Here is a 26,035-nt window from a genome sequence, read left to right on the forward strand (position 1 = left end):
TAAGTGTGAGTCAGTCGCACGCCTGGGGAAGTGAAAGCTTCCCCTTTTTTCGTTTGTTTTTGCGCATGCGAGCTTTTTTCAACATTTAAGTAAGACGAAAAGATCAACTGGTAACAAAATAGAGATCATGATACTCTTCGCCTCCATTTTTCTGGCGGGATTATCACCAATATCCATCCCTTTGGTGGTTGATCTATCATTGCCAGTGCTATCGTTATAAGAATGTCGGACTTTCCTTCGGCACTCAATCAATCCAATCAAAAGTGGAACAGTACAATGGGCAAAGGTACTCTCTATATCGTATCTGCACCTAGCGGCGCAGGTAAATCTAGCTTGATCTCAGCGATGTTGGAACGCAATCCAACCTACGCAATGAAAGTGTCTGTGTCTCATACCACGCGTAACATGCGACCTGGTGAAGAAAATGGTGTCCACTACCATTTTGTAGCGAAAGATGAGTTTGAAGCCCTGATCGCTAAAGGTGATTTCCTAGAATACGCTGAAGTGTTTGGTAATTATTACGGCACCTCTCGTGTGTGGATTGAAGAAACGCTAAATAAAGGTATCGACGTTTTTCTAGATATCGACTGGCAAGGCGCACGCCAAATCCGTGAGCAAATGCCTGAAGCCAAAAGCATCTTCATCCTGCCACCATCAAACGGTGAGCTAGAGCGTCGCTTGAACACTCGTGGTCAAGATAGCGATGAAGTGATCGCAAAACGTATGGCTGAAGCCAAGTCAGAAATCTCTCATTACAGCGAATACGACTACGTGATCGTAAACGACGATTTTGATATCGCTTTGATGGACTTTAAAGCCATCTTGCGTGCAGAGAGATTGAAGGAAGAAAAGCAAGCTGCTAAATATAAAGGTATGCTTGACGCGTTGTTAGCAGAGTAGCTTCAAAAAAGTCACGCTGTAAAACATAAAGAATTTCTCGTTTTTTGCTCAGTGCGAAAAACACAATAAACTACTTGAGAAAGTCCACAAACGGTGGCTTGTCTAATTGCTAGTAAATAAAGTAGTTAGGTTGTATACTTTCTCGTCATTCTAAAATTTTAGTTAACTATTTGGAGTCCTCATGGCACGCGTAACTGTTCAAGACGCTGTTGAAAAAGTTGGCAACCGTTTCGACCTAGTACTGATTGCGGCTCGCCGCGCTCGTCAAATGCAAACTGGCGGTAAAGATGCACTAGTGCCAGAAGAGAACGATAAGCCAACGGTTATCGCTCTACGCGAAATCGAAGAAGGTTTAATTACTAAAGAAGTTCTAGACGCTCGTGAACGTCAAGAACAGCAAGAGCAAGAAGCGGCAGAGCTAGCGGCAGTAAGCAGCATCGCTCACAACCGTTAATTCTGACTTTAGAATTCAACAACCTCCCGGGCCTATAATTTGTATCTATTCGATAGCCTCAAAGACGTTGCCCAAGAATACCTAACAGAGCCTCAGATTGAGGCTCTGCGTCAATCTTATGTGGTAGCGAGAGATGCCCATGAAGGGCAAACCCGCTCTAGCGGTGAACCATACATCATCCACCCTGTCGCTGTGGCTCGTATCTTGGCCGAAATGCGCCTTGATATCGAAACCCTCCAAGCTGCTTTGCTGCATGACGTCATTGAAGACTGTGATGTAACTAAAGAAGATCTCGAAGAGAAATTCGGCAACACTGTCGCAGAGTTGGTTGATGGTGTATCTAAACTGGACAAACTCAAATTCCGCGATAGGAAAGAGGCTCAGGCCGAGAACTTTCGTAAGATGGTTCTGGCCATGGTGCAAGATATCCGCGTCATTCTGATCAAACTGGCTGACCGCACGCACAACATGCGTACGCTTGGCGCGCTTCGACCAGATAAAAAGCGTCGTATTGCTCGTGAAACGTTAGAGATTTACGCGCCACTAGCTCATCGTCTTGGTATTCACAATATCAAAACCGAACTCGAAGAGCTGGGCTTTGAAGCGCTATATCCCAACCGCTACCGCGTACTAAAAGAAGTGGTAAAAGCGGCACGCGGCAATCGTAAAGAGATGATCCAACGCATTCACAGCGAAATAGAAGGCCGTCTGCAAGATTTCGGCTTGAATGCTCGCGTCGTTGGTCGTGAGAAAAACCTGTTCTCTATCTACAACAAGATGAAAACCAAAGAACAGCGCTTTCACACCATCATGGATATCTATGCGTTCCGAGTCGTTGTTGATACCGCAGATACTTGTTATCGCGTTTTAGGCCAAGTACACAGCTTGTATAAGCCACGTCCTGGTCGCATGAAAGATTACATCGCGGTACCAAAGGCAAACGGCTACCAGTCGCTACATACTTCTATGGTTGGCCCACACGGCGTACCTGTTGAAGTTCAGATCCGTACTGAAGATATGGATCAAATGGCAGACAAAGGTGTCGCGGCACACTGGTCTTACAAAGACAAAGGCGACAAGTCTGGCACCACTGCGCAAGTGAAAGCTCAGCGTTGGATGCAAAGCCTGTTAGAGCTACAACAAAGCGCGGGTAACTCATTCGAATTCATTGAAAACGTAAAATCCGATCTTTTCCCAGATGAGATTTACGTCTTCACACCAAAAGGTCGTATCGTTGAATTACCTTTAGGCGCAACGGCTGTCGACTTTGCCTATGCCGTACATACCGATGTAGGCAACTCTTGTGTTGGTGCTCGTGTTGATCGTAACCCTTACCCATTGAGTAAGGCATTGAAAAACGGTCAGACGGTGGAAATTATCAGTGCCCCTGGTGCGCGTCCGAATGCGGCATGGCTAAACTATGTCGTGACTTCTCGTGCCCGCACTAAGATTCGACAAGTACTGAAAACGATGCGTCGTGAAGAGTCGATTACTTTAGGTCGTCGCCTACTTAATCACGCACTTGGCCGCCACTCGATTGATTCAATTTATCCAGAAAATATCCAAGAAGTCTTGAATGATCTTCGCCTAGAAAGCATCGATGATTTATTGGCAGCTATTGGATTGGGTGAGTTGATGAGCATTGTGATCGCACGTCGTCTCCTTGGTGATACCGAAGAGCTCACGACAACAAGCTCAATCCCAACGGACTCGAAGAAGAAGCTTCCGATTCGTGGCGCAGAAGGCTTATTGCTGACGTTTGCAAATTGTTGTCATCCAATCCCAGATGATCACATTATTGCTCACGTATCGCCTGGTCGTGGTTTGGTTGTTCACCGAGAAACATGTCCGAACGTTCGTGGTTATCAGAAAGAGCCAGACCGTTATATGGCTGTCGCTTGGTCTGACGACTACGATAAAGAGTTCATTGCTGAACTTAAAGTCGACATGCTTAACAACCAAGGTGCTCTTGCAGAACTGACCAACGTGATCTCGAAAACAGGGTCAAACATTCATGGTCTTTCAACGGAAGAACGTGATGGTCGTTTGTACACTGTGACTGTGCTGTTGACGACGAAAGATCGTGTCCACCTTGCTGGTATCATGCGTAAGATTAAGGCAATGCCTCAAGCAACCCGAGTCAGACGCAGAAAGAACTAACTTCTATCGCCACCTACTCTGTTAGGTGGCGATTTTTTATACCTCAATAAATATGAACCTAGAACGTTACAACCGCATTCACCAAGTCCTAAAAACTCGCCAAACTGATCTGACACTTTGTCTCGAAGAAGTGCATAAGCCAAACAACGTTTCTGCCGTGATCCGCACCGCTGACGCGACAGGTTTACACAAAGTTCATGCCATTTGGCCTGATAAAATGCGTACGCTGAGCCATACCTCAGCTGGCGCGCGTAACTGGGTTGAAGTGGATACTCACGACTCCATTGAAACTGCGATTACCGAACTCAAAGCGCAAGGTATGCAGGTTTTGGTGACCAATCTTTCGGACACCGCCGTCGATTTTCGCGAGATCGACTACACCAAACCAACTGCCATCATTTTAGGCAGTGAAAAAGTTGGCGCTTCAGAGCAAGCCAAACAACTTGCCGATCAAGACATTATTATCCCGATGGTGGGCATGGTGCAGTCACTAAACGTATCGGTTGCTAGTGCCGTAATTTTGTATGAAGCGCAACGTCAACGTGAAGCCGCAGGCATGTACGACCGAGAAGAAAGCGCTCTACCTAAAGAGGCAATCAACCGTATTCTCTTTGAACGTGGCCACCCGGTGCTGGCAAAAGTCGCGAAACGAAAAGGACTCGCTTACCCGCCACTCGATGACGAAGGTCAAATCATCGCCGATGACGCGTGGTGGCAAGAGATGCAAAGCAAGTAACAGACTTTCGTCATCCTGAACAGCGACGCAGGAGCGTGATTCAGGATCTAATTCTCAAATATACAGATGCTGATAGTGTTAACTTCAACGACATACTTGTTGGAAATAGATTCCTGATGTCGCTAGCCTCCTCGGAATGACAGGTTATCAGTCAAATCATGACACTAACTAAAGCATGACTATTTTTTCCTGTACAAAAACACAGCTCCATGGTTAACATACTGCTATGTTAACCATTTTCTTGAGCCCTCTATGTCCGCCCAAATGTTATCTGCCGTCCCATTAACCTCCCTTTCTGGGGTTGGCGCGAAAGTCGCAGAAAAACTCGCCAAAGTTGGCTTACATAGCGTTCAAGATTTGCTGTTTCATCTTCCACTGCGCTACGAAGATCGTACCCGTATTTATCCTATTGCTAAACTGCATGCCGGCCTTTGGGCGGCCGTGCAAGGCAAGGTCATGGCTGTCGACACCATCTTCGGTAAGCGCAAAATGCTAACGGTAAAAATCAGCGACGGTAATGGCACTATCACGCTACGCTTTTTCAACTTTACCGCAGCCATGAAGAACAATTTCACGCAAGGTAAGTTAGTACATGCTTACGGTGAAATTAAGCGCGGTGGCGTGGGCTTGGAAATTGTTCATCCTGACTACAAGTTTTACGTCAGCGATCAAAAGCCCGATGTAGAACAGAACTTAACCCCTGTTTATCCCACTACAGATGGTTTACGCCAAATCACATTGCGCAACCTTACCGAACAAGCTTTAGCCCTGCTTGATAAAACCGCAGTGCAGGAATTACTTCCAGCCGGGCTGTATAACCATCAAATCACGATGTCGCAAGCGCTGCACACCATTCATCGCCCACCACCAACCATTAATTTAGATGAGTTTGATGAAGGCAAACATCCTGCTCAAATCCGCTTGATCATGGAAGAGTTGCTCGCACAAAACTTATCCATGCTGGCGGTGCGTAGCAAAGGCCAGAAGGATTCAGCGCTACCTCTCGGTCCTTGTAATAAACTAAAAACGCAGCTTTTAGCCCAACTGCCTTTCTCTCCTACAAACGCTCAAACCCGAGTAGTACAAGAGATTGAAGCCGATCTAGAAAAACCGCACCCAATGATGCGCCTAGTGCAAGGCGATGTGGGATCGGGGAAAACGTTGGTTGCCGCTTTGGCCGCCGTTCGTGCCATTGAGCACGGCTATCAGGTGGCACTCATGGCACCAACCGAACTATTGGCTGAGCAACACGCGATCAACTTCGCCAACTGGTTTGAAACAATGGGCATTCAAGTCGGTTGGTTAGCGGGCAAACTCAAAGGTAAAGCAAAGGAAGCCGAGCTGGCTCGTATTGCCAGTGGTGAAGCGCAAATGGTAGTGGGTACTCACGCGCTATTCCAAGAGCACGTTGAATTTCATCACCTTGCTTTGGTCATCATTGATGAACAGCACCGCTTTGGTGTCCATCAGCGATTAGAGTTACGTGAAAAAGGCGCTAAACAAGGCGCCTACCCACATCAGTTGATCATGACGGCAACGCCCATTCCTCGCACGTTAGCGATGACCGCATACGCTGACCTAGAAACTTCCGTGATTGACGAACTGCCACCGGGTCGAACGCCGATTCAAACCGTCGCCATTCCTGACACAAAACGTGACGACATCGTCGAGCGTGTCCGAAATGCCTGTTTAAACGAAGGTAAGCAGGCATATTGGGTGTGTACTCTGATTGATGAGTCGGAAGTATTAGAAGCGCAAGCCGCGGCAGATACCGCTGAAGAGCTTCAACGTAAGCTACCGGAAGTAAAAATTGGTCTAGTACACGGCCGAATGAAGCCGGCAGAGAAACAAGCGGTGATGCAAGATTTCAAAGACAATAAACTGCATTTGCTGGTCGCAACGACGGTGATCGAAGTTGGCGTGGATGTGCCAAACTCTAGCTTGATGATCATCGAAAACCCCGAACGTCTTGGTTTGGCACAATTACACCAGCTAAGAGGTCGTGTGGGCCGAGGCTCCGTTGCTAGCCATTGTGTGCTGCTGTACCACTCTCCACTGTCGAAAACCGCGCAAAAACGTCTGGGAGTACTACGTGAAAGTAACGATGGCTTCGTCATCGCACAGAAAGACTTAGAGATTCGTGGCCCGGGCGAACTCTTGGGTACAAAGCAGACTGGTCTTGCTGATTTCAAAATTGCAGACTTAGTTCGAGATCAACGCCTGATTCCCGAAGTTCAGCGTATTGCGCGTCATATTCATGACAATTACCCGACTAACGCAACAGCGATTATCGATCGCTGGTTGGGTGAGCGGGATATTTACTCCAAAGCGTAATGATTGAAAGCGAGCCAAATGGCTCGTTTTTTAATACGCTAAAAACCAAAGCAATCGTTTGCTTTTTAGGTAAATCTCTCTATAATCGCGCACAAATTTTTAAGTGTGTTGCATCACACTCCACCAACCTGAGTTGACTCTGATTAACAGCAATCACAGGTAACGACGTCAACTCCACCCTGCTCTCCCATTCAGCGAGATCTGGGAATATATTGCGACTAGCGAGACAAACAATGACAACTTCAAACCGATCTTCGGAACTGGTTTATCAACTCAATGATCGACCACCTTTGCCTCAAACCATTTTTGCCGCACTTCAGCACTTATTGGCGATGTTCGTCGCGGTTATCACTCCGTCACTGATCATCTGTCAGTCTTTGGGTGTACCAGCAGACCAAACGAATACCATCATCAGCATGTCTTTATTTGCGTCAGGCGTGTCTTCGTTTATTCAAATTCGCACCTTTGGCCCAATTGGCTCTGGTTTACTCTCTGTTCAAGGCACCAGCTTTAACTTTTTAGGCCCTATTATTGGTGCAGGCCTATCGCTTAAAGCAGGTGGTGCAGACATCAGCACCATGATGGCAGCCATTTTTGGTACGATTTTAGTCGCATCATTTGCAGAAATTTTCCTATCTCGCGTATTAGAGCATGCTCGTCGCATTATCACTCCGCTCGTTTCAGGCATTGTCGTCACTCTTATCGGCCTCACACTGATTCAGGTCGGCTTAGTATCAATGGGCGGTGGCTACTCAGCATTAAATGAAGGCACATTCGGCAGCTTAGACAAACTTGCGCTCGCAGGAACGGTACTTGGCTTAATTGTGATATTAAACCGCTCTAAAAACCCATACATCCGTGTGGCTTCGATTGTGATTGCGATGCTAGTAGGCTACATCATGGCGTATTTTATGGGGATGGTAGATACTTCTCAGCTAGGCACAACCGAGCTTGTAGCACTACCGGTACCAATGCAATATGGCTTATCGTTTGACTGGTCACTGTTCATTCCGCTGGTACTGATTTTCTTTATTACCGCACTAGAAGCCATCGGCGATATTACCGCCACATCCGAAGTGTCTGGCGAGCCAGTCAAAGGCCCAGTGTACATGAAACGCATTAAGGGTGGTGTACTAGCAGACGGCTTAAACTCTGCAATCGCAGCCGTGTTTAACAGTTTCCCGAACTCCACCTTTAGCCAGAATAACGGCATCATCATGCTAACAGGGGTCGCGAGCCGTTACGTGGGTTACTTTATTTCTGGCATGTTAGTGATTCTTGGCTTGTTTCCTGGTGTCGCTAGCTTTGTTCAGCTGATTCCTGAGCCAGTACTTGGCGGCGCAACGATTGTCATGTTTGGTACGATTGCTGCCGCTGGTGTGCGTATTATCTCTCGTGTTGAGCTCGATCGCCGCGCAATTCTGATCATGGCCTTATCCTTCTCAATGGGGCTTGGTATCGCACAAAAACCAGAGATCCTGCAATTCATGCCAGAATTTATTAAGAGTATTTTCTCCACTGGCGTTGCTGCAGGTGGTATCACAGCGATCATTTTAAACCTACTTCTGCCAGAGAAACTGGAAGACGAAGATGAACTTCCTCAAGAAGTGAAAGAGTCTTAATAAGATTGTAGAGAAAAGCAAAGCCCAACCTGTTTAGGTTGGGCTTTTTGTTTTAAATGGTACAGTCACCGACTTACTTGGTAGGAAAGCTGATTTGAGCGATTAAACCGCCTTCACTGCGATTACGCATCACCACAGAGCCTGAGTGCTGGCTGATTATACGCTTCACTATCGCCAGCCCAAGCCCTGTACCTTCACTGCCACGAGCTGTATCACCACGCGTAAAGGGTTCAAATAATTTTGCGATTTGAGAATGCTCGATACCCGGTCCGTTGTCTTCTACCGATATCCACACTAGCTGCTTATCTGCCGTCACACCGGTACTGATTTTGACCCAGCCATTGCCGTAACGCAGTGCATTGACAACTAAATTACTGATCGCCCGTTTAATCGCAATGGCGCTTCCTTTGGCTGGTGGCAGGTTAGGATTAAGATCCGTTTCAATTTCAGCCTCATAACCACCTTCCGAACTGGCTACATCACTGGCAATCGTACTGATATCTACAGGTTCAAACGATTCTTTGTTCACCGGTTTGAGGTAGTCCATAAACTGACTAATGATCTCATTACACTCTTCCGTATCGCTAATGATCCCTTCAGCAAGGTAGCTGTCCTCGGGAGACATCATTTCTGTCGCTAAGCGAATGCGCGTCAGCGGTGTTCGCAAGTCATGGCTAATCCCCGCCATTAATAGGGCGCGATCTTCTTCGAGCTCCTGAATGCCTTTGGACATTTGATTAAACGCTCGGGTTACAGAGCGAATCTCCGATGCGCCTTTTTCTGCCAACGGTGGCGGGATTTCACCCCGACCGACGTCTTTCGCGGCTCTCTCTAAAGCCAAAAGTGGGCGGTTTTGTAAACGAATAAACAACCAACCACCAGCAATGATCAGCAGCGCCATAATCAAGCTGTTACGAAACAGCGGTGCAAAATCTTCTTCTTGCAGCTCAGATAAAGGAATACGAATGATGGAGTTCGGCAACTTTTCGATGTGCATCCACAAGATGTAACTTTCATCGCCAAGCAATAAGCGCACTTCGGTGGGCGAGCCTAGCTCTTGGCTCATTTCTTCAGACATCAAATCAATCGACATCGCGTGATGAAATTCAACCGCTTTATCGCTGTCGAGGCTGTGAACCGTCACCCCCAGCCTTTCTAATAATTGACGTCTCAGCGGTGCATCAGATTTTAATGGCCCTTCATCATCAAGCACCAAATTGAGCTCATGGGCTAGAATTTTATTGAACTGCTGCAAACTCGGCATCAACGCGTAGTTAAAAACGGCGTAGTAAGAGAAAACTTGGCTAGCGAGGAGCAAAGAGATGAACAGTAGGATAGATTGTGTCAGTGAACTTCGGATGCGCATGGAACGTTCCTGGTGGTCCTAATCGCGAAATTTCAGCCTTCGAAGGGAAGGACTTGAAGGCTGAAGTTGCTATAGCCAAGTGCTGGCTATGGAGTGAGGAGATTACACCTCTTTGCCGTCTGGGACGAAAACGTAACCTAAGCCCCACACGGTTTGAATGTAGCGTGGCTTGCTTGGATCGTCTTCTAACATGCGACGCAAACGTGAGATTTGCACGTCAATAGAACGTTCCATCGCAGAATATTCACGGCCACGTGCCATGTTCATCAATTTGTCTCGTGACATCGGCTCTCGCGCATTCGTCACGAGCGCTTTCAGGACAGCAAACTCTCCTGAGGTCAGTGGCATTGCCTCGTCACCGCGGAACATCTCGCGAGTGCCTAGATTGAGTCGGAACTCACCAAACTCCACTACTTTTTCTTCGGTGCTTGGCGCGCCCGGCAACTCTACGGTTTGACGGCGTAATACGGCTTTAATGCGAGCGAGTAATTCACGTGGGTTAAATGGTTTTGGCAAATAATCATCCGCCCCCACTTCCAGACCCACAATGCGGTCCACTTCATCACCTTTCGCGGTGAGCATTAAGATTGGCAGCATGTTGTTTGCATGGCGTAGGCGACGACAAATCGACAAACCGTCTTCACCTGGCAACATTAGGTCCAGCACCATTAAGTGAAAGTTTTCGCGCGTTAGTAGGCGATCCATCTGTTCGCCATTGGCGACACTTCGGACCTGAAAACCTTGCTCAGAAAGGTAACGCTCCAATAGAGCACGTAAACGAGCATCGTCATCAACCACTAAAATTTTATGATTTTCTTGCATTGAAACATCCTTTCAGAAGCATCTATTGTCGAAAATGTATCACTGTTTTTCCTAACGTGCTCAAGCAAATTGTTACTCTTTTTATCTTAAGCGCTTTATTTTCTCTCTAGTAGGTATTTTCAGCACCTACTATTGGCCATAATTCCATTCCAGTTCACGTTTGGCCTCAAGTAACTCTTGTTGTGCTTCTGCCAATTTGTGACGTTTTTTCTCGATTTTGTCTGCTTTCCCTGAGCGCTGCGCTTCCGCTAGTTCTTGCTCACGCTCCTCAACGTCTCGCGCCTTTTCGTCCACTTCCGCTTGCAGTTCTTGACGCAGTTCACCTTCCGAGCATTCATTCTGGATAGCGGTAAGTGCTTGCTCTAAGCCTTTAATTCGATGTTCATTACCTTGTGCTTTCGCATACTCAAGCTGCTGTTCTACCGCTAACTCTTTGGCGTCACAGCCTTTCACTTCATCTTGAGCAAAAACTGAGAGTGAGAATCCTATTGTTAGTGCAGCACCACACATGACTGCTTTGTTCATTTTACTTCTCCGATAAAGGCACCATGCCTTTGTATCCAATAAGCTGACGTTGAGACTCAAGTCACTTCTAGTGAACTTCAAGAGACTTGAATCAGTGATAAAGCCTCAGTCTTCCAAGGCTGGTTTGTTGTATTCAATCGAGTTAATGAACCACTCTTTTTCACCTTCTGGGGTGCGTACCGTGAATTCTTCATCCACTTGCTTTTTCAACATCGCTCGCGCCATAGGTGAATCGATAGAGATGTAGTCTTTCGCATCTCCATAAATCTCTTCAGGCCCAACTATGCGGAACTTCTTCACCTCTCCAGCCTCATTTTCTATTTCAACCCAAGCACCAAAAAAGACTTTGCCTTCTTGCTGCGGAGAATAGTCAACGATCGTGACTTCAGGCAGAAACTTGCGAAGAAATCGAACACGACGATCGATCTGACGAAGCAGACGTTTGTTGAAGGTGTAATCCGCATTTTCTGAGCGATCGCCCAGGCTCGCCGCCCAAGTGACGATTTTGGTGATTTCAGGACGCTTTTCATTCCAAAGGTAATCATGCTCTTGTTTGAGTTTGTTATAACCTTCACGGGTAATCAGCTTAGTTTTCAAGTTAACTCCTATCTCAACTAAAAAATGCCGCTCTTGAGCAGCATTAAGGAGATGATATACCCAAAGCACTGGCTTCGTTCGGGCTTTGGGTATCAAGATAATAAGGCGGCCAGAGTGCTACTTTTCGTAATCTGGTTTTTGCGTCACGATGTAATTCGTATCACTCGAAACAACCGCGCCATGTTTTAGGAAGTTTTTACCTAAAATCATGCTGTAATGGAAGCGACCTCGGTCTTGCAAATTGACTCGGATCTTCTTCTCTAACTCGCCAAGTTTAACGTGCATTTCTACTACCGGCCGTTCGTTGGCCTTTTCTCCTTTTTTGGCCGTTATACGCATGACATCCACCACCTCACGGGTAAACGCCTTGGTCATGCCTAGATCGTTTTCATAAGTAAAACTCACCATATCTTTACCGTCTTTTTGAAAGCGCTTGATGTCCTTGGCATTAATCGAGCTCACGTCAGCACCAGTGTCCAATTTGACAGGGAAAGACATCCCTTCCACTTCAGCCACTTCGATATGACCGGCTTTGAAAAGTGGCCTTGCATCTAGTAAATGGTCGGCACGAGTATTCAGCAGCACACCGCCTTTGGCGATATCATGACCAAAAACGAAAAATGGTTGCGTCTCGTCTTCATCTAGCACATCGAGTGCAAATTCCATTGATGTCTCTTTGCTACCGAAAAGGAAATCGCCATCAACAACGGGACGCACAGTGCTACCCACTTTGAGCTTTTTCACCACGGGCTTGGTAATTTTTTCTTCTTTGCCCTCATCGTTCATTAAATAAAACGTGACGGATTCATCCTTACCTTTTTCTGTTACTTCAAAACCATTTACACGCAGTAATGGCGTTTTCACCGTAAACGTGGGGTAAGCAGGAACGGTATAACCATCAATGGTGACTTGTTCTTCCGGTGAAATCACGAGGGGCTTTGACTTGAGTGCGCTCTTGAACGTTTTTTCAACACCGCCCAATAGGTTTTCTCTGTCGGTATCAATCACAAAGTGTTGGCTCGCGACATCCTGACCCAAGCGAATTTGTGAACTGAACTTACTGCGGTCACGCAAATAGACTAACCAACGTTGGGTTTCGTTTTCGTCAATTTTCACTGGTAAGTAGACCAACGGACGCTCGCTCTTAGTGGTTTTCAGCATGCGTACCAAAGGTAACGTCATTGGGTGGCGCTTGCCGTTTTCACCTTCTAGCGTGAAAGAAACTGCATTGTTCTTTTTATCAACCTTGATATCCAGTGCGTGAACGTTGGTGTAGCGGCTGGTGGTTGAGATGCTGATCTTGTATGGCACGCCTTCAACTTCAACCGTCTCTTTTTTGCCGATCATTTTTGCGCTTGGTTGCTCTTGAAGATAGTCGTAGCCAGCGAATACCCACGCATTGTTATCGAGATAGGTTTTACCAATCAAGATAGGAGAAGAGAATTGCGTGCGCTTGGTCAGGTTCACTTCTGTATCGACGGTGCGGCCTGCAATCGTCATCGGCATTTTTATCGTCGGGCGTAAAATAGGCTTTTTGCTTGTTCGACTACGAATAGCGCTCACTCGTTCCAGGTCATCGGTAATCTGTATTTCTTTTCCTGTGTAAGGATGAGGAACCGTAAAGCTCACCTTCACTTGATATGGTTTAAAAGTATCGGCATCCCACTTCGCCTTCGTCCCACCTAAGTCATCGACAATCGCCCACAACAACTCGTTGTCTTTCAAGTTCTGGTAGTCGGGATGAGAGCTACTGACATGGATGTTCTCTGCATGCATAGACGTGGTGTCAGCACCAGTATCAATCTTGCCAATAAATGGTACCGCTTTTAGCTCTGGAATATCACTGTAGTAAACGCTCTCCACTCGTCCAAGCACCAACTTGTCATCAAGCTGATATACAGGGTCTTGTGTGGTTGCTGATATGGATTGTGCCCAACTAAGCGGGGCGAAAAGTAAGGCACTCGTAAGCGCTAACGCCAAAGACATTTTTTTCATCATGATTATCCGTATAAGCCGAGGTACATTTAGTTATATCAATAACCGTGGATATAGGTTAGTCGATAGTTGCGGATATAAGTTCTCAATTTAATTACAGTTTTGACACAAATCTGACTGATGTCCACCAGCGCCCGGTAAATTTTTGTCTCGTTAATTTAAAACATTGCAAATTCTTCGAACGACCCCAATGTTCTATACAACCCAAACCGAATTGAAAGAGAAAACACGGATGAGCCAAGCTATCTGTCGTATGATTGCTCAAGAACTGAATGTTCGCCCTGAGCAAGTCAACGCCGCTGTCACCCTAATTGATGACGGTAACACCGTCCCTTTTATTGCACGTTACCGCAAAGAGGTGACGGGTGGCCTTGATGATACCCAACTGCGTACTCTGGACAGCCGTCTGTCTTACCTTCGTGAAATGGATGACCGCCGTCAAACCATTCTCAAATCGATCCAAGAGCAAGGCAAACTGACGCCTGAGCTTGAGCAAGAAATTATTCAAGCCGATAGCAAGACTCGTCTTGAAGACCTTTACTTACCTTACAAACCTAAACGCCGCACTAAAGGCCAAATCGCCATTGAAGCCGGCCTAGAACCGCTAGCTGACATGCTGTGGAATCATCCGCAAACCGAGCCAGAAAGCGAAGCAAGCAAATATCTTGATGCCGACAAAGGCATCACAGATACCAAAGCCGCCCTAGACGGTGCCCGTGCGATCATCATGGAACGCATTGCTGAAGACGCAAACTTACTGGAAAAAATCCGTAACCACTTAAATCGTAATGCGGAACTTGTCTCACGCGTCGTTGAAGGAAAAGAGCAAGAGGGTGAGAAGTTCAAAGATTACTTCAATCACAACGAACCGCTGAGCAAAGTCCCTTCTCACCGTGCACTTGCGATGTTGCGCGGCCGCAATGAAGGCTTCCTGACTTTAGCCATGAACGCTGATCCAGAGCAGGAAGAAGGTGCTCGCCAATCTTACTGTGAAAGCATCATTGCTGACCATTATGGTGTGACGTTAAGTAGCGCACCAGCAGATGCATGGCGCAAACAAGTGATCAGCTGGGCATGGCGCATCAAAGTATCGATGCACATGGAAACCGAGCTAATGGGCGCAATGAAAGAGCGTGCTGAAATTGAAGCGATTGAAGTATTTGCGACCAACCTAAAAGATTTGTTGATGGCGGCGCCGGCAGGCCCTCGTGCAACACTTGGTCTCGATCCTGGTCTGCGTACCGGTTCAAAAATCGCGGTTGTCGATTCAACGGGTAAAGTTCTGGCTACGGAAACCATCTACCCTCACCCTCCGCAAAAACAATACGACAAATCAGCGCAAATCGTTGACCAGTTAGTGCGTAAGTACAACGTGGATTTAATTGCGATTGGTAACGGCACGGCTTCTCGTGAAACCGATAGCTTTGTCGCAGACGTAATCAAACGCGGCAACCTAAAAGTTCAGAAAATCATCGTCAGCGAAGCAGGCGCATCGGTGTACTCGGCCTCTGAGCTCGCAGCGAAAGAGTTCCCGAATATGGACGTATCACTGCGTGGTGCAGTGTCGATTGCGCGTCGTTTGCAAGATCCATTGGCTGAGCTCGTGAAAATCGATCCGAAATCGATCGGTGTGGGTCAATACCAGCACGATGTAAGCCAATCTATGTTGGCAAAACGCCTAGATGCGATTGTGGAAGACTGTGTAAACGCGGTTGGGGTTGATGTGAACACGGCTTCTGCCGCACTATTAACGCGCGTAGCAGGCTTATCAAGCACCATCGCGCAGAACATTGTCGACTTCCGCGACGAAAATGGCCGCTTCGAAGCACGTACGACGTTGAAGAAAGTACCTCGCTTGGGTCCTAAAGCGTTCGAACAGTGTGCTGGCTTCCTACGTATTATGGACGGCAAGAACCCACTTGATGCTTCAGCGGTCCACCCGGAAGCGTACCCAGTAGTCAAAGCAATTGCTGAGAAAAACAGCAAAGACATCAAGGCACTGATTGGTGACTCAGCATTCCTTAAAGGCTTACACGCTGTGGATTATACCGATGAACACTTTGGTGTCCCAACGGTTACCGATATCATCAAAGAACTGGATAAACCGGGCCGTGACCCACGTCCTGAATTCAAGACCGCTACGTTTGCAGAAGGCGTAAACTCAGTTTCTGATCTAGAACCGGGCATGATCCTCGAAGGCGTGGTGTCTAACGTAGCCAACTTTGGTGCCTTCGTCGATATCGGTGTTCACCAAGATGGTCTGGTCCACATTTCTGCGCTGACTGACCGCTATGTTTCTGATCCACGTGAAGTCGTGAAAGCAGGTGACATCGTCAAGGTAAAAGTGATGGAAGTGGACGTACAGCGTAAGCGTATTGGTCTATCGATGCGTTTGAACGACGAGCCGGGTCAAGATAACCGTAGCCAACGCTCTTCAGCCGCACCACGTCGTAATGACCAAGCACAACGTCGTCAGCCTCGCCGCGATGAGTCTTCATCGAACAGTGCAATGGGCGGTGCTTTTGCGGCGGCGTTTGCTAAAGCGAAAAAGTAATCTCGCCTAGGCTCACCGCTAACGAGCTTTCATAGCTAAAAAGAAAACGCTCCAATCAGTTCAATCTGCTTGGAGCGTTTTTGTTTGAGTAGGATATTGAGTCGTCATAATACTGCTATCACTTCTGACGGGGTATGGGGAGCGACTGCATGACCATAATGAAACTTGATCACCTTCCTGCGCTTTTCCATTAATCCTTCATTGATCGCAGCATCCAAAATGCGCTTTGGTAAGCGAAAACGAATTGCGTAGCCCTTACCTTGGTCTTCACTGTACGACTTGAGCGCAAGCAAACTAAAAAGCCGTTCTAGTGTATCTTCCGGCTCTTCTTGATAACGCGTGTCGACTTCTGTTTCCATGTCATAATCAGGATGCTCTGAAGGATCCCAAGAAGACTGACGTCGGCGCTTGTCATCGCCTTTTACTTTTCGCTCTGCATTGGTTTTGGCCAATGCGACCGTTGGCGTCACAGGCTCTCGGACTTTATTGTCGCGAGCTGCTTGTTCCGTCTGCACATTCACGGATGGGGCGATCAGTGGCACACTTACGTTGGTCGGTGACACAATCATTGCGAACCCTCCTCAGAGTCGCCCAACTCGTCAATATGGCTTAGCTTTATTGGCTAATAAAACCTCACCAACCTTTATATCGACCACTTTTCAAACAGCTTGAGCTTTTTCCGCTTGTATTTGACTAATCGTGAGCAAACTCTCGAATTTGGGCACAAAACTCGTCATGTTCGGTCATAAAGGGCGCATGAGAGGACTGATTGAAAACAAACTGCTGAGTATGAGGTAACTGTTCACTTAAATCATTCGCCACTTTAATCGGCACCAATCCATCCAAACGACCATAAAGACGCAGCATTGGTACAGAAAGAGAGGTCAATGCATCGCGCAGATCCACATCAGCAAGGATGTTTAGCCCAACCAACAGCGACTCAGGGTTTGGCTGAGGGCGCGACAGTACCGCTTGCTTGAGTTGTTTCACATCTTTGCGTGCAGATGGACTGCCCATCGCTTGCAACGCCATAAAGCGCTCAATGGTCAGTGAAAAATCTTCTAACAACTGAGAGGTGAACGCGCTCAGTACATTCGGTTGAATACCGCGCCAAGGCTTCTCTGCGGCAAATTTTGGTGAACTGGCTACGGTGATCAACTTAGTCACACGCTCGGGCATGTTTAATGCGACATGCGTCGCCACTAAGCCTCCGAGGGACCAGCCAAGCCAAATCGCTTTCTTTGGCGCACTTTGCGCGACCAAGTTAGCAATATGGTCTAAATCTTCACCATGATGCTCGGCACTGTGTCCATAGCCCGGAAGGTCAACAACATGAACACGGAAATCGGTTTGAAGTGATTCGACGGTTTGCTGCCAAACCGCGCCATTCATACCCCAACCATGTAACAACACCAGATCAGGTCCTTCACCAAACGACTGCCAATGTAATTTCGTGCTCATGCTCTCAATCTCTCCCACTTATTTTATTCCCTACGCCATCAGCCAAGCGTTAGGCTGAGTAAAATATCACCATGAATAAGCGCTATGTTATCTCATCACTGGCAAAACATCATGCATCGTGTGTTGAGCAGTCAATGCGGTCTGTGTCGGTTCCCTATTCACACACCAAGCCACACAAATACTCTGCGCTGGTGCGAGCACTGTTTAAAATACCTAACTCCGGTAAAACGATGTCAACGCTGCGGTTTATCATTACAGAAAGAAGAAATGAGTACGGATAGTATTTGTGGTGAATGTCTTTCAGAGCCACCGCCATGGCAAAGGCTATACACGTTAGGCGATTACGACTTTCCCCTTTCACGGGAAGTACAACGCTTTAAAGATCACGGAGAGTCTTGGCATGTAAAAGCATTAACCGAGCAACTGGCACAGCGCATCACCACGCCAGCTCCAATCATTACCAGTGTGCCATTGCACTGGCAGCGTTACCTGCGCCGGGGCTTTAATCAAAGTGATGTTTTAGCCCGACACCTCGCCAAGCAATTGCAGACCAATTTTGATGCGAAGGTCTTTCGTCGAGTAAAGCTCGCTCAATCACAGCGTGGTAATACCAAAGCAAGCCGTGAACAAAACTTAAAAGGCGCATTTGTTCTCAATAAGCGACCGCCATCTTCCCACGTTGCCATCGTCGATGATGTAGTCACCACAGGCAGTACCGTCCGACAATTATGTCATTTACTACTTGAAGTTGGCGTAGAAAGCATCGATATTTACTGCATCTGCAGAACACCTGCTCCTCGTTCTCTCTAGATCGCTTCGCCATGCCTTAGCATCAAAAAGACTAGACCCATACGTCAACAAGAGTAGAATAGCAGCAGTAACCTACAAATTTACTCGGGTATTCGTCGTGTCAAATATTACTATTACAGAAACTGCGCAAACGCATTTCGCTAACCTTTTAGGTCAACAGCCTGAAGGGACTAACATTCGTATTTTCGTTGTGAACCCAGGTACACAAAACGCTGAGTGTGGCGTGTCTTACTGCCCACCAGAAGCAGTAGAAGCGACCGACACTGAAATCCCTTACAGCGGTTTTTCAGCTTACGTGGATGAGCTAAGTCTGCCATTCCTTGAAGACGCTGAAATCGATTTTGTTACCGATAAAATGGGCTCTCAGCTAACGCTAAAAGCTCCGAACGCTAAAATGCGTAAAGTTGCGGACGACGCGCCACTGGTTGAGCGCGTTGAATACGTTATCCAAACTCAAGTCAACCCACAGCTTGCTGGCCACGGTGGTCACGTAAACTTGGTTGAGATCACTGAAGATGGCATTGCTATTGTTGCATTTGGTGGCGGCTGTAATGGCTGTTCTATGGTTGACGTAACACTAAAAGAAGGCATCGAGAAAGAGCTGCTAAACCAATTCGTTGGTGAACTCACCGCTGTTCGTGATGCAACAGAACATGACCGTGGTGATCACTCTTACTACTAAGAGTAAATACGGTCAGAAAATGGGAGGCTTCGGTCTCCCATTTTTGTATCGATACTGAGGTAACCTTGAGATGCTTAGTGCTGCCCGCAAAATCCGCTAGAAACTCAGGCGGAGTTCTCATATATTAAGAATCTTACGCATCTCGTAAACGCCAACGACACCAAGGAGCCAGCGCCATGTCGAAACGGACCCCACCAGAGATACTCTCATGCCAAACGGTCGCAAAATCCAAACTGTTTGCCGTGGAAGCACTCGACCTTCGTTTTTCCAATGGTGAACACCGTACTTATGAACGCATGAAGCCAAGTGGACGCGATGCGGTGATGGTGGTTCCTGTGACTGAGCAAGGCGATTTATTACTGGTACGTGAATACGCCGCTGGGACTGAACGCTACGAGTTGGGCTTCCCGAAGGGGTTGATTGATCCAGGTGAAACCCCACACCAAGCTGCGGATCGAGAGTTAAAAGAAGAAATCGGATTTGGCTGCAATCAGCTGACTCCGTTGAAACAAGTTATCCTCGCGCCATCTTACTTTTCGAGCAAAATGACTCTATTTTTAGGACAGGCGCTTTATCCAGAGAAGCAAGAAGGCGATGAGCCTGAGCCTCTGGAAATTGTGCGTTGGCCACTTGCGCAAGCCGAAGAGTTATTAACTCACATGGATTTCTGTGAAGCACGAAGCATCACCGCGCTAATGTTGGCACTGAAACACTTACCAAACACCACTCACAAACATAACCAATAACGGTCATGAGAACCGAATAATACTGTGAGTAAGGACTATCACTTATGCCAATGACAAAAGATCTATCTCACCTGCTTCCTCAAGTCATCGAAATTGCCCGTAGTGCCGGGCAAATGATCCTCGAAATATATGAAAAAAAACAGTACGAGGCCTACACAAAAAGTGACGAGACTCCGGTAACGAGCGCAGATATCGCGGCTCACAAGCTCATCACAGAACGCTTGAGTGAACTCACACCCGACATTCCCGTATTGTCAGAAGAAGACGCAGACATCAGCCTCGAGCAACGAGCTCAGTGGGAACGGTATTGGTTAGTCGACCCTCTCGATGGTACTCAAGAATTCATCGCTCGCAGCGGCGACTTTGCGACTATTATTGCACTGGTCGACAACAACAAACCAACCATGGGGGTCGTTTATGGCCCTGTCTCTGGCGTGACTTATTACGCTTATAGTGGCAAAGGTGCTTGGAAAATTCCCGACATGTCGGACAGCGTAAAAATCCATACGCACAAACACGAGCAGCCAGGGCAAAGCATCGCGATTGCTATTAGCCGCCGTCAAGATATCAATCGCATCACTAGCCGCATGAGCAGTGCTTGGAATTACGATTTAATTCCGCTCGGCTCTGCGGCATTAAAAGCGTGTCTTGTTGCAGAAGGCGCTGTGGATTGCTATCTCAGACTAGGCCCAACAGGTGAGTGGGACACCGCCGCGACACAGTGCATTGTTGAAGAAGCGGGCGGTCGCATTCTCAGCACGCAATTGGAGCCGCTGTCATATAACGAGCGGGAAACGCTAGAGAACCCAAACTTTATTGTGCTTGGTGACGCGGATTTACCTTGGAATGAGATTTTACAACGCAAAGATTAAGCGCTCTATCCGTAAAGTTAGCACCTAAATACTAGCAATTGAAAGGCCACGAATATGTTCGTGGCCTTTTCTTTTTGACCTGTTTGTACAGCGTTAGAAGTATTTGGCCTACTATGTTCCAATCGCTTAAAGTGCTGAACACAAGAAAATAAACCCCTTAGAATCATAACCTTATAATTACATCCTATGATCACCACGATCTTTGTACAGCGAATAGAGGGTTTCGCCTACTATGATCCAAAAGCAAAAAGAGCTGCACAATCGCAGCTCTTTGAGAATTTTGGTTTTTGTCACGATAGGTTAGAAGCGACCTTGGTAATTAAACTCGTATTGACCTTGGGGATTCGGCTTGCCCAACCATTTCAGTTGCTCACTCATGCTGGATGGGAACTCAGCTCCTGGTTTAAACCAGGCTTTGGTTGAGTATCGCTGATTAGGCATAAGCTCTGCTGAGAACGCCGCTGAGACTTGTTTACTGCTTTGCTCACCAGTCGCTGTCAACACACTGTCCTGACAGTTTAGATCGGCAATCACAGGGCCGAGTTCAAGGCTACCAACAGGGCTTTGAATACCACTGGCATTCCATACCAAAGTGCCTTCACCATTCTTACACCAAGGCGCGGCATAAGTCGCATGACGAATATTTAACTCAAGTTGCCCATCAACGCCGACAGGCACAGGGAGACGAGCTTGCTCTACAACTTTTACTGCCGGAATCGAGGCAACTAAGTTTTTGGCATAAGGACCACCACTCAAGCTATAACCAACAAAACCGCGACCACGAACGTCCATTTCACTACCACGACCAAAGCGTACGGCAAACTCAGCTTTACCAGTTAGTAGACTCGACCATTGGAAATCCCAATTAACTTCTCCAAGGTTCTGGCGCTGCCAACGAACACTAGAAGCTTGACCTTGCCATACAGAGCCATTGGCACCCTGAATGTCTAGTCCTCTCACGGTTGGTGCTTGCTGTAACACCCAAGAAACGGGTAATCCTATTAAAAGACTGACTGAAAAAAAGACGATAAAGATAACAACGTAAAGTACTGCTCGCTTCACCTTAACCTCGCTTAAACTGAAGGCGGTTCACATCAATCATGCCCGCTTGATCCGTTCGGTCGATATCTAAAAATTCGACTTCAATACCCTGCTGCTCTTTCAAGTAACGTAACCAATCCACCAGCTGATTAAACGCGAGTGGTTTGATCCACACCTGAACACTCTCATTGCGAGGCTGCACTCGAATCAACTCAACTTTATAACGACGGGCTGAAGAAGAAACCAGTTGATTCAACGGTTGGCTAGAGTAGCTCACACCGCTGCTTTTGCGCAGTGCAGTAATGCCATCCGCTTTATCTTGTACCCAAGCCAGCAACTGTTTTTCACTTTGAATGCGTGATTGAGCTAGCTCCGCACGTTGGCTCATTGGCTGTAGCAACCCCCAATAAATAATGCCGATAACGGCAATAGCGCCACATCCCATGACCAAACGCTGCTCACGCTGAGAGATGCTGCTCCACCAAGCCTGAGCTTGAGAAATTAAGTTTTTCATCATCACCTCACAAACGCTTCAAAACAAAGCTGCCAACCACAACGTTATCGCTACGGTTCAGCTGTCCTTGCTCAACATTAAACTTCTCTGCCAATTTCACACGAGCCTGCTCAAAAGGTTGGAAGTCTGAACTGCGAGCTTGAATTCGCACTTCGCCACGTTGACCATCATATTTAAAACTGGTGATTTCCAAATCGCTGACCTGACCAAGTGTCGCTGGCAGTGCCGCCAACCACGACAACATCGCCTGCTGACCGCCACCACCAGATAAGCGGCGCTCTTCATCATCCATTTGTCGTTTGAGATAACTAACGGTAGGAATTCGTCGTTTATTCGGGAACACCTGGCGGAAAATGCGCTCACTCTCCTCACGATACGCTTGTGCTTGTGCTTCGTACTTGTGGACCACGAGCAACTGCTGCGCAACCATAACAACGATAAGCACGCCCGCAGCAATGGTGGCTTTTTGCCAGAGCTTCCAGTATTTCCCCCAAGAGGATTTAGGCTTGAAGATCCCGGTCAGCAAATTGACTTTGCTTTCTGTAACCCCCTTCGCCAGTAACCCCATGGTCATTTCTTCTGGCTGCGGCTCCCATACTTCAGGTAACGCAGATTCAGGGACTGAGCTATAGCAATCGAGCTTCCAACCTTCATGATTTTGTAGATAAGAAGAGAGGTAAAGGTCTAACCAAGAAGCATCGACAACCGCACCCTCTGTCGCTGAGTGACGAATCAACCATTGATCACCAAGCATCGCGGCACTGCTATGCTCTCCCTGAACAGGTAACGCAAGCACATCTGGCAAGATGCGTTTGATGGTGATGCCTTGGCTTGAAAAACGCTGCAATACGGTCTGAATCCAAGCGCGTTCAACAGCGCACACTTGCGCTTTATCCGCTTGTTTACCTAACACGGTAAAGTGAAGGCCATCAACGTCCTGCGCAACTTCATCTTCCACGAGGTACGGTAACATCGCGTCGAACTGACGTGTTGCGCCTGGCGGTATATCCACTTGCGTCAAGACCACATCATTACTCGCCAATAGCGCCACAACTTGGCGCTGACCTGCATAAGAGATCAACTCATCTAAGTGTTCCCATCCGGCGATTTCACCGCTGGCAATCACTTCCTGTTGATCTGTCGACCACACCACCCAAGGAATGGTACTTTGTTGTTCGCTACTCAGCCGAACGGTCAGAAACTCGCTCACTGATCCCTCCAAAACGACGGCGAACTACGGTCACCGTCTCTCTATTTGTACTTTGCAAAAGGCTTCGGATACGTACACGTGATTCATCCACCAACACTTGTGCATCCAATTCAAAAAAGGCGCTATCCACACCCAAATAGCCTTTGGCGTTTTTCTTTACATCTTCACTTAAGCCAGCCATTTCTGACTCTGCTAAAAATTCATCAATGCTATCCCACCCATCAAATGGGCGTTTTTCAATTAGCTGAATCGCATCACTACTGCTTAAGTTTGGTGAGAACATTGCCACCAAAATCGGAGCTTGCTCGACTTCAATCGTATTTACGTTTAAACGCCAATCATCACTAGGCAATGCGCAGATTAGCGGTTCCAATTTTTGGAAAATCTCACCACTCACCTGATAAACCGCTCGTAACTCGGTGGCATCTGCCATCCAGCCATTTGACGCTAAATACGCGGGTTTCATCGCTTCATATGTGCTGTCTTCGACCCCGGTTGTGGAGCGAACGGTGTCATCAGCATCAATGTATTCCCAGGTAGAGTCTGCAATGATTTCTGCCTGATACGATTCAACATCCGATTCTTCCAATAAACGCTGCAGCACATTGACTAAATAAGGTCTTGCGATTTGCTGTCCCGTCGGTTGCACACGGCTCAATACATTGAGGTTAAAGCACGCTTGTTTGTCTCTAATTCGTCCCGCCGCTTGACCATAATCTAGCGGATAGACTTGTTCTTTTATTGCCCACGGCTGACTCATATTGATCGTATCGGTGTCTTTGTAGCTTTGCTCGATACCGACTTTTGCCAACGCCTCTACCCCAAGGCTATACCAATACGCTTGCTGGTAGTTAACTTGATTGGCGCCCCGCTGAAACTGCAAAAACAAACGCTCCGACATACTGGCGGCAACTGTCGCCATAATCGCCAGTAACATCAGCACAATAATCAAAGCGACACCGCGCTGACGATTAACCATTATTGCTGCCTCCTGAACTTCCTTCTTTCTGACTCAATGTGCCATCAGGAGTCAGATAGGTGCGGGCAATCTCTCCATAATCTTTTAGAGTCAGGATCACAGAAACCGCTTTCGGTAGCGATTGTTCATCATCCCACTCTTTTTTCCATTGTTTACCATCGTAAAAACGCATATCAAACGATTCGACCTGCGTCAGCAATGGGGTAACGATGCCTTGTTGACCCACTGGCGTGTCAGGGTAGCGCCACCATACTCGTTGTAATGTTTCTTCTTTTAAACGATAGCCAACCTTAGTGACCTCCCCTCGGGGAAACTGCTGTTGAGGGTTGTGCCATCCTAAGCGAGCAAACATTAGCCCTTTAGTATCGGAGTCGAGCAAGTAATCTGACCAAAAAATCAGTTGGCTCGCGGGCTCTTCACCATTTGTCCGCGTTTGGCGCATCGCCATTTGACGAAAGTCATTATCCATCATCACCATGGCGCGCTGAATTTCATTTAAGCGCTGAGTTCGTTCTTGTGATAGTGCATTGCTGCGCTGCACTTGCGATACCACTTGATACGCGGCGACACTTAAACTGGCAAAAATGGCAATCGAGACCAGCACTTCAATAAGTGTAAAACCTTTTGCCAGTTGGCGCTTACTTGCGCGTGGATTCTTATTGCGCCACATAACTTCGTACCGTCACGACTGGGCTCGCGTTTTTCTCGAGCGCGACACTCACATCAAATGCTTTCAGCAATGGCTGCGTGGTGGCAACAGGCGTGATTTTCCAGTACCAAGTGCGCCCAGCCAGCTCTTCTGTGCCGTTCTTTACTTTAAGTTCACTGGTACTCAACATCACGTTGGCCATCTGATTATCCACAACCATGGCTGCAAACATTTTTTCTTCTAAATAACTGATCGTATTAATATGCTGGCTCACCGAGCGAATGACGCTGATGGCAGCGGTGGCGAAAATAGCCAGTGCGACCAATACTTCCAGTAGTGTCATGCCTCTCGTCCGGCGAGGACTCCAATGTGGGCGAGCTTGCTTAGAATTGCGCATTCTCATCCTCTTTCACTTCTTCGCCCGGCGCTAGTAACAAGATTTGTCCACTTTCTTTGCCGATGACTCGCCACCCGTCATTAAAGGCGTCACCATTTTGCGGAAAAAAAGACAGAGTAAATGGCGTAACTTCTGCACTGGAGAAGATAAACACTTGCGGTGGCTTAACTTTCTTTTCGTCGTCGTCTTCTTCAGCAAACATGTCTTCATCAAAAAGAGAGCCCGGTTTGAATAAGCGATCATCATTATCCCAAGCACCGCCACCTAGTTCGAGCAGTAGCGTAATGTCATCTTCCAACTTGGTTTTGCTCGGAATCTGCTTTAACTCCAGAGGCTGCCAACCTTCCGCGGTCAAACTCAGTAGAGCGTACGTTGATTTAGCGTCATCCACTCGAACGCCAAAGTCTTTACCGCTTAGTACGGCCTCCTCGTTAAGTAGCTGTAAACGCTGAAAAAAGCTTTGAGCATACTGTTTGGAAAGATCTTTTTGGCTGGTCGGTAATGTCGTGATCACGGCCACTGCCGTGAGGGATAGCAAAACCAGCACCAATAGAATTTCTATCAATGTAAAACCGTTGTGTTTTCGCATTTGCTTCATTAGTGCTGGCT

Annotated in this window: 25 protein-coding genes; 11 read left to right on the top strand and 14 right to left on the bottom strand. The window is 47.3% G+C overall.

Annotated features, from left to right (window positions below; genetic code table 11):
* Positions 1–276 precede the first annotated feature (276 nt).
* The 6 genes from gmk (at position 277) to FR741_RS14630 (ending at position 8,206) form a co-directional block, all read left to right on the top strand.
* Positions 277–900 carry a guanylate kinase gene (gmk, locus tag FR741_RS14605; RefSeq protein WP_167427024.1) on the top strand — a complete coding sequence of 208 codons (624 nt, stop codon included), beginning with the start codon at positions 277–279 and terminating at the stop codon, positions 898–900.
* A gap of 181 nt (positions 901–1,081) precedes the next feature.
* Entirely contained in the window at positions 1,082–1,354 is a 273-nt protein-coding gene (gene rpoZ / locus FR741_RS14610) for a DNA-directed RNA polymerase subunit omega (protein WP_005379346.1), read from the top strand.
* Positions 1,355–1,393: 39 nt separating this feature from the next.
* Positions 1,394–3,514 carry a bifunctional GTP diphosphokinase/guanosine-3',5'-bis pyrophosphate 3'-pyrophosphohydrolase gene (spoT, locus tag FR741_RS14615; protein WP_005394948.1) on the top strand — a complete coding sequence of 707 codons (2,121 nt, stop codon included), beginning with the start codon at positions 1,394–1,396 and terminating at the stop codon, positions 3,512–3,514.
* A 52-nt stretch (positions 3,515–3,566) separates the two neighbouring features.
* Positions 3,567–4,250: a tRNA (guanosine(18)-2'-O)-methyltransferase TrmH gene (gene trmH, locus FR741_RS14620; protein WP_152812951.1), complete on the top strand. Its 684-nt coding sequence runs from the start codon at positions 3,567–3,569 to the stop codon at positions 4,248–4,250.
* 252 nt (positions 4,251–4,502) lie between these two features.
* Entirely contained in the window at positions 4,503–6,584 is a 2,082-nt protein-coding gene (recG, locus tag FR741_RS14625) for an ATP-dependent DNA helicase RecG (RefSeq protein WP_167427025.1), read from the top strand.
* Between the two features lie 233 nt (positions 6,585–6,817).
* The gene (locus FR741_RS14630; protein ID WP_167427026.1) at positions 6,818–8,206 is read left to right on the top strand and encodes a uracil-xanthine permease family protein; all 1,389 of its coding nucleotides are present in this window, start codon (positions 6,818–6,820) and stop codon (positions 8,204–8,206) included.
* A gap of 73 nt (positions 8,207–8,279) precedes the next feature.
* On the opposite strand, the gene envZ is transcribed toward FR741_RS14630, so the two are convergent.
* The 5 genes from envZ to FR741_RS14655 all read right to left on the bottom strand — a co-directional run bounded on the left by envZ (position 8,280) and on the right by FR741_RS14655 (position 13,514).
* On the bottom strand, positions 8,280–9,572 hold the full coding sequence (gene envZ, locus FR741_RS14635) for a two-component system sensor histidine kinase EnvZ (RefSeq protein WP_047009400.1): 1,293 nt from the start codon (positions 9,570–9,572) through the stop codon (positions 8,280–8,282).
* Positions 9,573–9,674: 102 nt separating this feature from the next.
* The gene (gene ompR / locus FR741_RS14640; RefSeq protein ID WP_005394960.1) at positions 9,675–10,394 is read right to left on the bottom strand and encodes an osmolarity response regulator transcription factor OmpR; all 720 of its coding nucleotides are present in this window, start codon (positions 10,392–10,394) and stop codon (positions 9,675–9,677) included.
* 129 nt (positions 10,395–10,523) lie between these two features.
* Positions 10,524–10,919, bottom strand: coding sequence for a DUF1090 domain-containing protein (locus tag FR741_RS14645; protein WP_085343388.1), 396 nt, complete (start codon positions 10,917–10,919; stop codon positions 10,524–10,526).
* 105 nt (positions 10,920–11,024) lie between these two features.
* Positions 11,025–11,516 carry a transcription elongation factor GreB gene (gene greB, locus FR741_RS14650; protein ID WP_005394962.1) on the bottom strand — a complete coding sequence of 164 codons (492 nt, stop codon included), beginning with the start codon at positions 11,514–11,516 and terminating at the stop codon, positions 11,025–11,027.
* A gap of 117 nt (positions 11,517–11,633) precedes the next feature.
* Positions 11,634–13,514 carry an ATP-dependent zinc protease family protein gene (locus FR741_RS14655; RefSeq protein ID WP_174856102.1) on the bottom strand — a complete coding sequence of 627 codons (1,881 nt, stop codon included), beginning with the start codon at positions 13,512–13,514 and terminating at the stop codon, positions 11,634–11,636.
* Positions 13,515–13,743: 229 nt separating this feature from the next.
* Between FR741_RS14655 and FR741_RS14660 the strand changes: the two genes are divergently transcribed.
* The gene (locus FR741_RS14660; RefSeq protein ID WP_104971141.1) at positions 13,744–16,065 is read left to right on the top strand and encodes a Tex family protein; all 2,322 of its coding nucleotides are present in this window, start codon (positions 13,744–13,746) and stop codon (positions 16,063–16,065) included.
* A 104-nt stretch (positions 16,066–16,169) separates the two neighbouring features.
* Here the strand turns inward: FR741_RS14660 and FR741_RS14665 are convergent, their stop codons facing one another.
* The gene (locus tag FR741_RS14665) at positions 16,170–16,634 is read right to left on the bottom strand and encodes a hypothetical protein (protein WP_005379316.1); all 465 of its coding nucleotides are present in this window, start codon (positions 16,632–16,634) and stop codon (positions 16,170–16,172) included.
* A gap of 124 nt (positions 16,635–16,758) precedes the next feature.
* A complete protein-coding gene (bioH, locus tag FR741_RS14670; protein WP_006741796.1) occupies positions 16,759–17,526 on the bottom strand; it encodes a pimeloyl-ACP methyl ester esterase BioH in 768 nt (255 codons plus the stop codon).
* Between the two features lie 84 nt (positions 17,527–17,610).
* On the opposite strand from bioH, the gene FR741_RS14675 reads away from it, so the two are divergent.
* The 4 genes from FR741_RS14675 to cysQ all read left to right on the top strand — a co-directional run bounded on the left by FR741_RS14675 (position 17,611) and on the right by cysQ (position 20,636).
* The gene (locus FR741_RS14675; RefSeq protein ID WP_167427027.1) at positions 17,611–18,336 is read left to right on the top strand and encodes a ComF family protein; all 726 of its coding nucleotides are present in this window, start codon (positions 17,611–17,613) and stop codon (positions 18,334–18,336) included.
* A 97-nt stretch (positions 18,337–18,433) separates the two neighbouring features.
* A complete protein-coding gene (gene nfuA, locus FR741_RS14680; protein ID WP_005394968.1) occupies positions 18,434–19,018 on the top strand; it encodes a Fe-S biogenesis protein NfuA in 585 nt (194 codons plus the stop codon).
* Between the two features lie 176 nt (positions 19,019–19,194).
* On the top strand, positions 19,195–19,764 hold the full coding sequence (nudE, locus tag FR741_RS14685) for an ADP compounds hydrolase NudE (RefSeq protein WP_005394971.1): 570 nt from the start codon (positions 19,195–19,197) through the stop codon (positions 19,762–19,764).
* Between the two features lie 44 nt (positions 19,765–19,808).
* The gene (cysQ, locus tag FR741_RS14690) at positions 19,809–20,636 is read left to right on the top strand and encodes a 3'(2'),5'-bisphosphate nucleotidase CysQ (protein ID WP_005394972.1); all 828 of its coding nucleotides are present in this window, start codon (positions 19,809–19,811) and stop codon (positions 20,634–20,636) included.
* A 300-nt stretch (positions 20,637–20,936) separates the two neighbouring features.
* Here the strand turns inward: cysQ and FR741_RS14695 are convergent, their stop codons facing one another.
* The 7 genes from FR741_RS14695 to gspH are packed head-to-tail and all read right to left on the bottom strand — an operon-like array spanning position 20,937 to position 26,015.
* Positions 20,937–21,698: a type II secretion system protein N gene (locus FR741_RS14695; RefSeq protein ID WP_167427028.1), complete on the bottom strand. Its 762-nt coding sequence runs from the start codon at positions 21,696–21,698 to the stop codon at positions 20,937–20,939.
* Position 21,699: 1 nt separating this feature from the next.
* Complete coding sequence (locus FR741_RS14700) at positions 21,700–22,191, bottom strand: type II secretion system protein M (RefSeq protein ID WP_012841219.1); 492 nt, start codon at positions 22,189–22,191, stop codon at positions 21,700–21,702.
* 7 nt (positions 22,192–22,198) lie between these two features.
* On the bottom strand, positions 22,199–23,401 hold the full coding sequence (gene gspL, locus FR741_RS14705) for a type II secretion system protein GspL (protein ID WP_005394975.1): 1,203 nt from the start codon (positions 23,399–23,401) through the stop codon (positions 22,199–22,201).
* The gene (gene gspK, locus FR741_RS14710; RefSeq protein ID WP_006741791.1) at positions 23,370–24,380 is read right to left on the bottom strand and encodes a type II secretion system minor pseudopilin GspK; all 1,011 of its coding nucleotides are present in this window, start codon (positions 24,378–24,380) and stop codon (positions 23,370–23,372) included. Before gspK ends, gspL begins: the two co-directional genes overlap by 32 nt.
* Complete coding sequence (gene gspJ / locus FR741_RS14715; RefSeq protein ID WP_167427029.1) at positions 24,373–25,050, bottom strand: type II secretion system minor pseudopilin GspJ; 678 nt, start codon at positions 25,048–25,050, stop codon at positions 24,373–24,375. The genes gspK and gspJ overlap by 8 nt, the downstream gene beginning before the upstream one ends.
* Positions 25,037–25,426, bottom strand: coding sequence for a type II secretion system minor pseudopilin GspI (gspI, locus tag FR741_RS14720; protein WP_170902468.1), 390 nt, complete (start codon positions 25,424–25,426; stop codon positions 25,037–25,039). Before gspI ends, gspJ begins: the two co-directional genes overlap by 14 nt.
* Positions 25,413–26,015 (bottom strand): type II secretion system minor pseudopilin GspH, encoded by a 603-nt coding sequence (gspH, locus tag FR741_RS14725; RefSeq protein WP_046874189.1) that lies wholly within the window; start codon positions 26,013–26,015, stop codon positions 25,413–25,415. Before gspH ends, gspI begins: the two co-directional genes overlap by 14 nt.
* Between the last annotated feature and the right edge of the window lie 20 nt (positions 26,016–26,035).

Origin of the sequence: Vibrio diabolicus (assembly GCF_011801455.1) — a bacterium.
Lineage (GTDB): Bacteria > Pseudomonadota > Gammaproteobacteria > Enterobacterales > Vibrionaceae > Vibrio > Vibrio diabolicus.

Coding starts and splice junctions, on each gene's coding strand:
- gmk (WP_167427024.1), top strand. CDS start 277: ATGGGCAAAGGTACTCTCTATATCGTATCTGCACCTAGCGGCGCAGGT.
- rpoZ (WP_005379346.1), top strand. CDS start 1,082: ATGGCACGCGTAACTGTTCAAGACGCTGTTGAAAAAGTTGGCAACCGT.
- trmH (WP_152812951.1), top strand. CDS start 3,567: ATGAACCTAGAACGTTACAACCGCATTCACCAAGTCCTAAAAACTCGC.
- recG (WP_167427025.1), top strand. CDS start 4,503: ATGTCCGCCCAAATGTTATCTGCCGTCCCATTAACCTCCCTTTCTGGG.
- FR741_RS14630 (WP_167427026.1), top strand. CDS start 6,818: ATGACAACTTCAAACCGATCTTCGGAACTGGTTTATCAACTCAATGAT.
- envZ (WP_047009400.1), bottom strand. CDS start 9,572: ATGCGCATCCGAAGTTCACTGACACAATCTATCCTACTGTTCATCTCT.
- ompR (WP_005394960.1), bottom strand. CDS start 10,394: ATGCAAGAAAATCATAAAATTTTAGTGGTTGATGACGATGCTCGTTTA.
- FR741_RS14645 (WP_085343388.1), bottom strand. CDS start 10,919: ATGAACAAAGCAGTCATGTGTGGTGCTGCACTAACAATAGGATTCTCA.
- FR741_RS14655 (WP_174856102.1), bottom strand. CDS start 13,514: ATGATGAAAAAAATGTCTTTGGCGTTAGCGCTTACGAGTGCCTTACTT.
- FR741_RS14660 (WP_104971141.1), top strand. CDS start 13,744: ATGAGCCAAGCTATCTGTCGTATGATTGCTCAAGAACTGAATGTTCGC.
- FR741_RS14665 (WP_005379316.1), bottom strand. CDS start 16,634: ATGATTGTGTCACCGACCAACGTAAGTGTGCCACTGATCGCCCCATCC.
- bioH (WP_006741796.1), bottom strand. CDS start 17,526: ATGAGCACGAAATTACATTGGCAGTCGTTTGGTGAAGGACCTGATCTG.
- FR741_RS14675 (WP_167427027.1), top strand. CDS start 17,611: ATGTTATCTCATCACTGGCAAAACATCATGCATCGTGTGTTGAGCAGT.
- nudE (WP_005394971.1), top strand. CDS start 19,195: ATGTCGAAACGGACCCCACCAGAGATACTCTCATGCCAAACGGTCGCA.
- cysQ (WP_005394972.1), top strand. CDS start 19,809: ATGCCAATGACAAAAGATCTATCTCACCTGCTTCCTCAAGTCATCGAA.
- FR741_RS14700 (WP_012841219.1), bottom strand. CDS start 22,191: ATGAAAAACTTAATTTCTCAAGCTCAGGCTTGGTGGAGCAGCATCTCT.
- gspK (WP_006741791.1), bottom strand. CDS start 24,380: ATGGTTAATCGTCAGCGCGGTGTCGCTTTGATTATTGTGCTGATGTTA.
- gspJ (WP_167427029.1), bottom strand. CDS start 25,050: ATGTGGCGCAATAAGAATCCACGCGCAAGTAAGCGCCAACTGGCAAAA.
- gspI (WP_170902468.1), bottom strand. CDS start 25,426: ATGCGCAATTCTAAGCAAGCTCGCCCACATTGGAGTCCTCGCCGGACG.
- gspH (WP_046874189.1), bottom strand. CDS start 26,015: ATGCGAAAACACAACGGTTTTACATTGATAGAAATTCTATTGGTGCTG.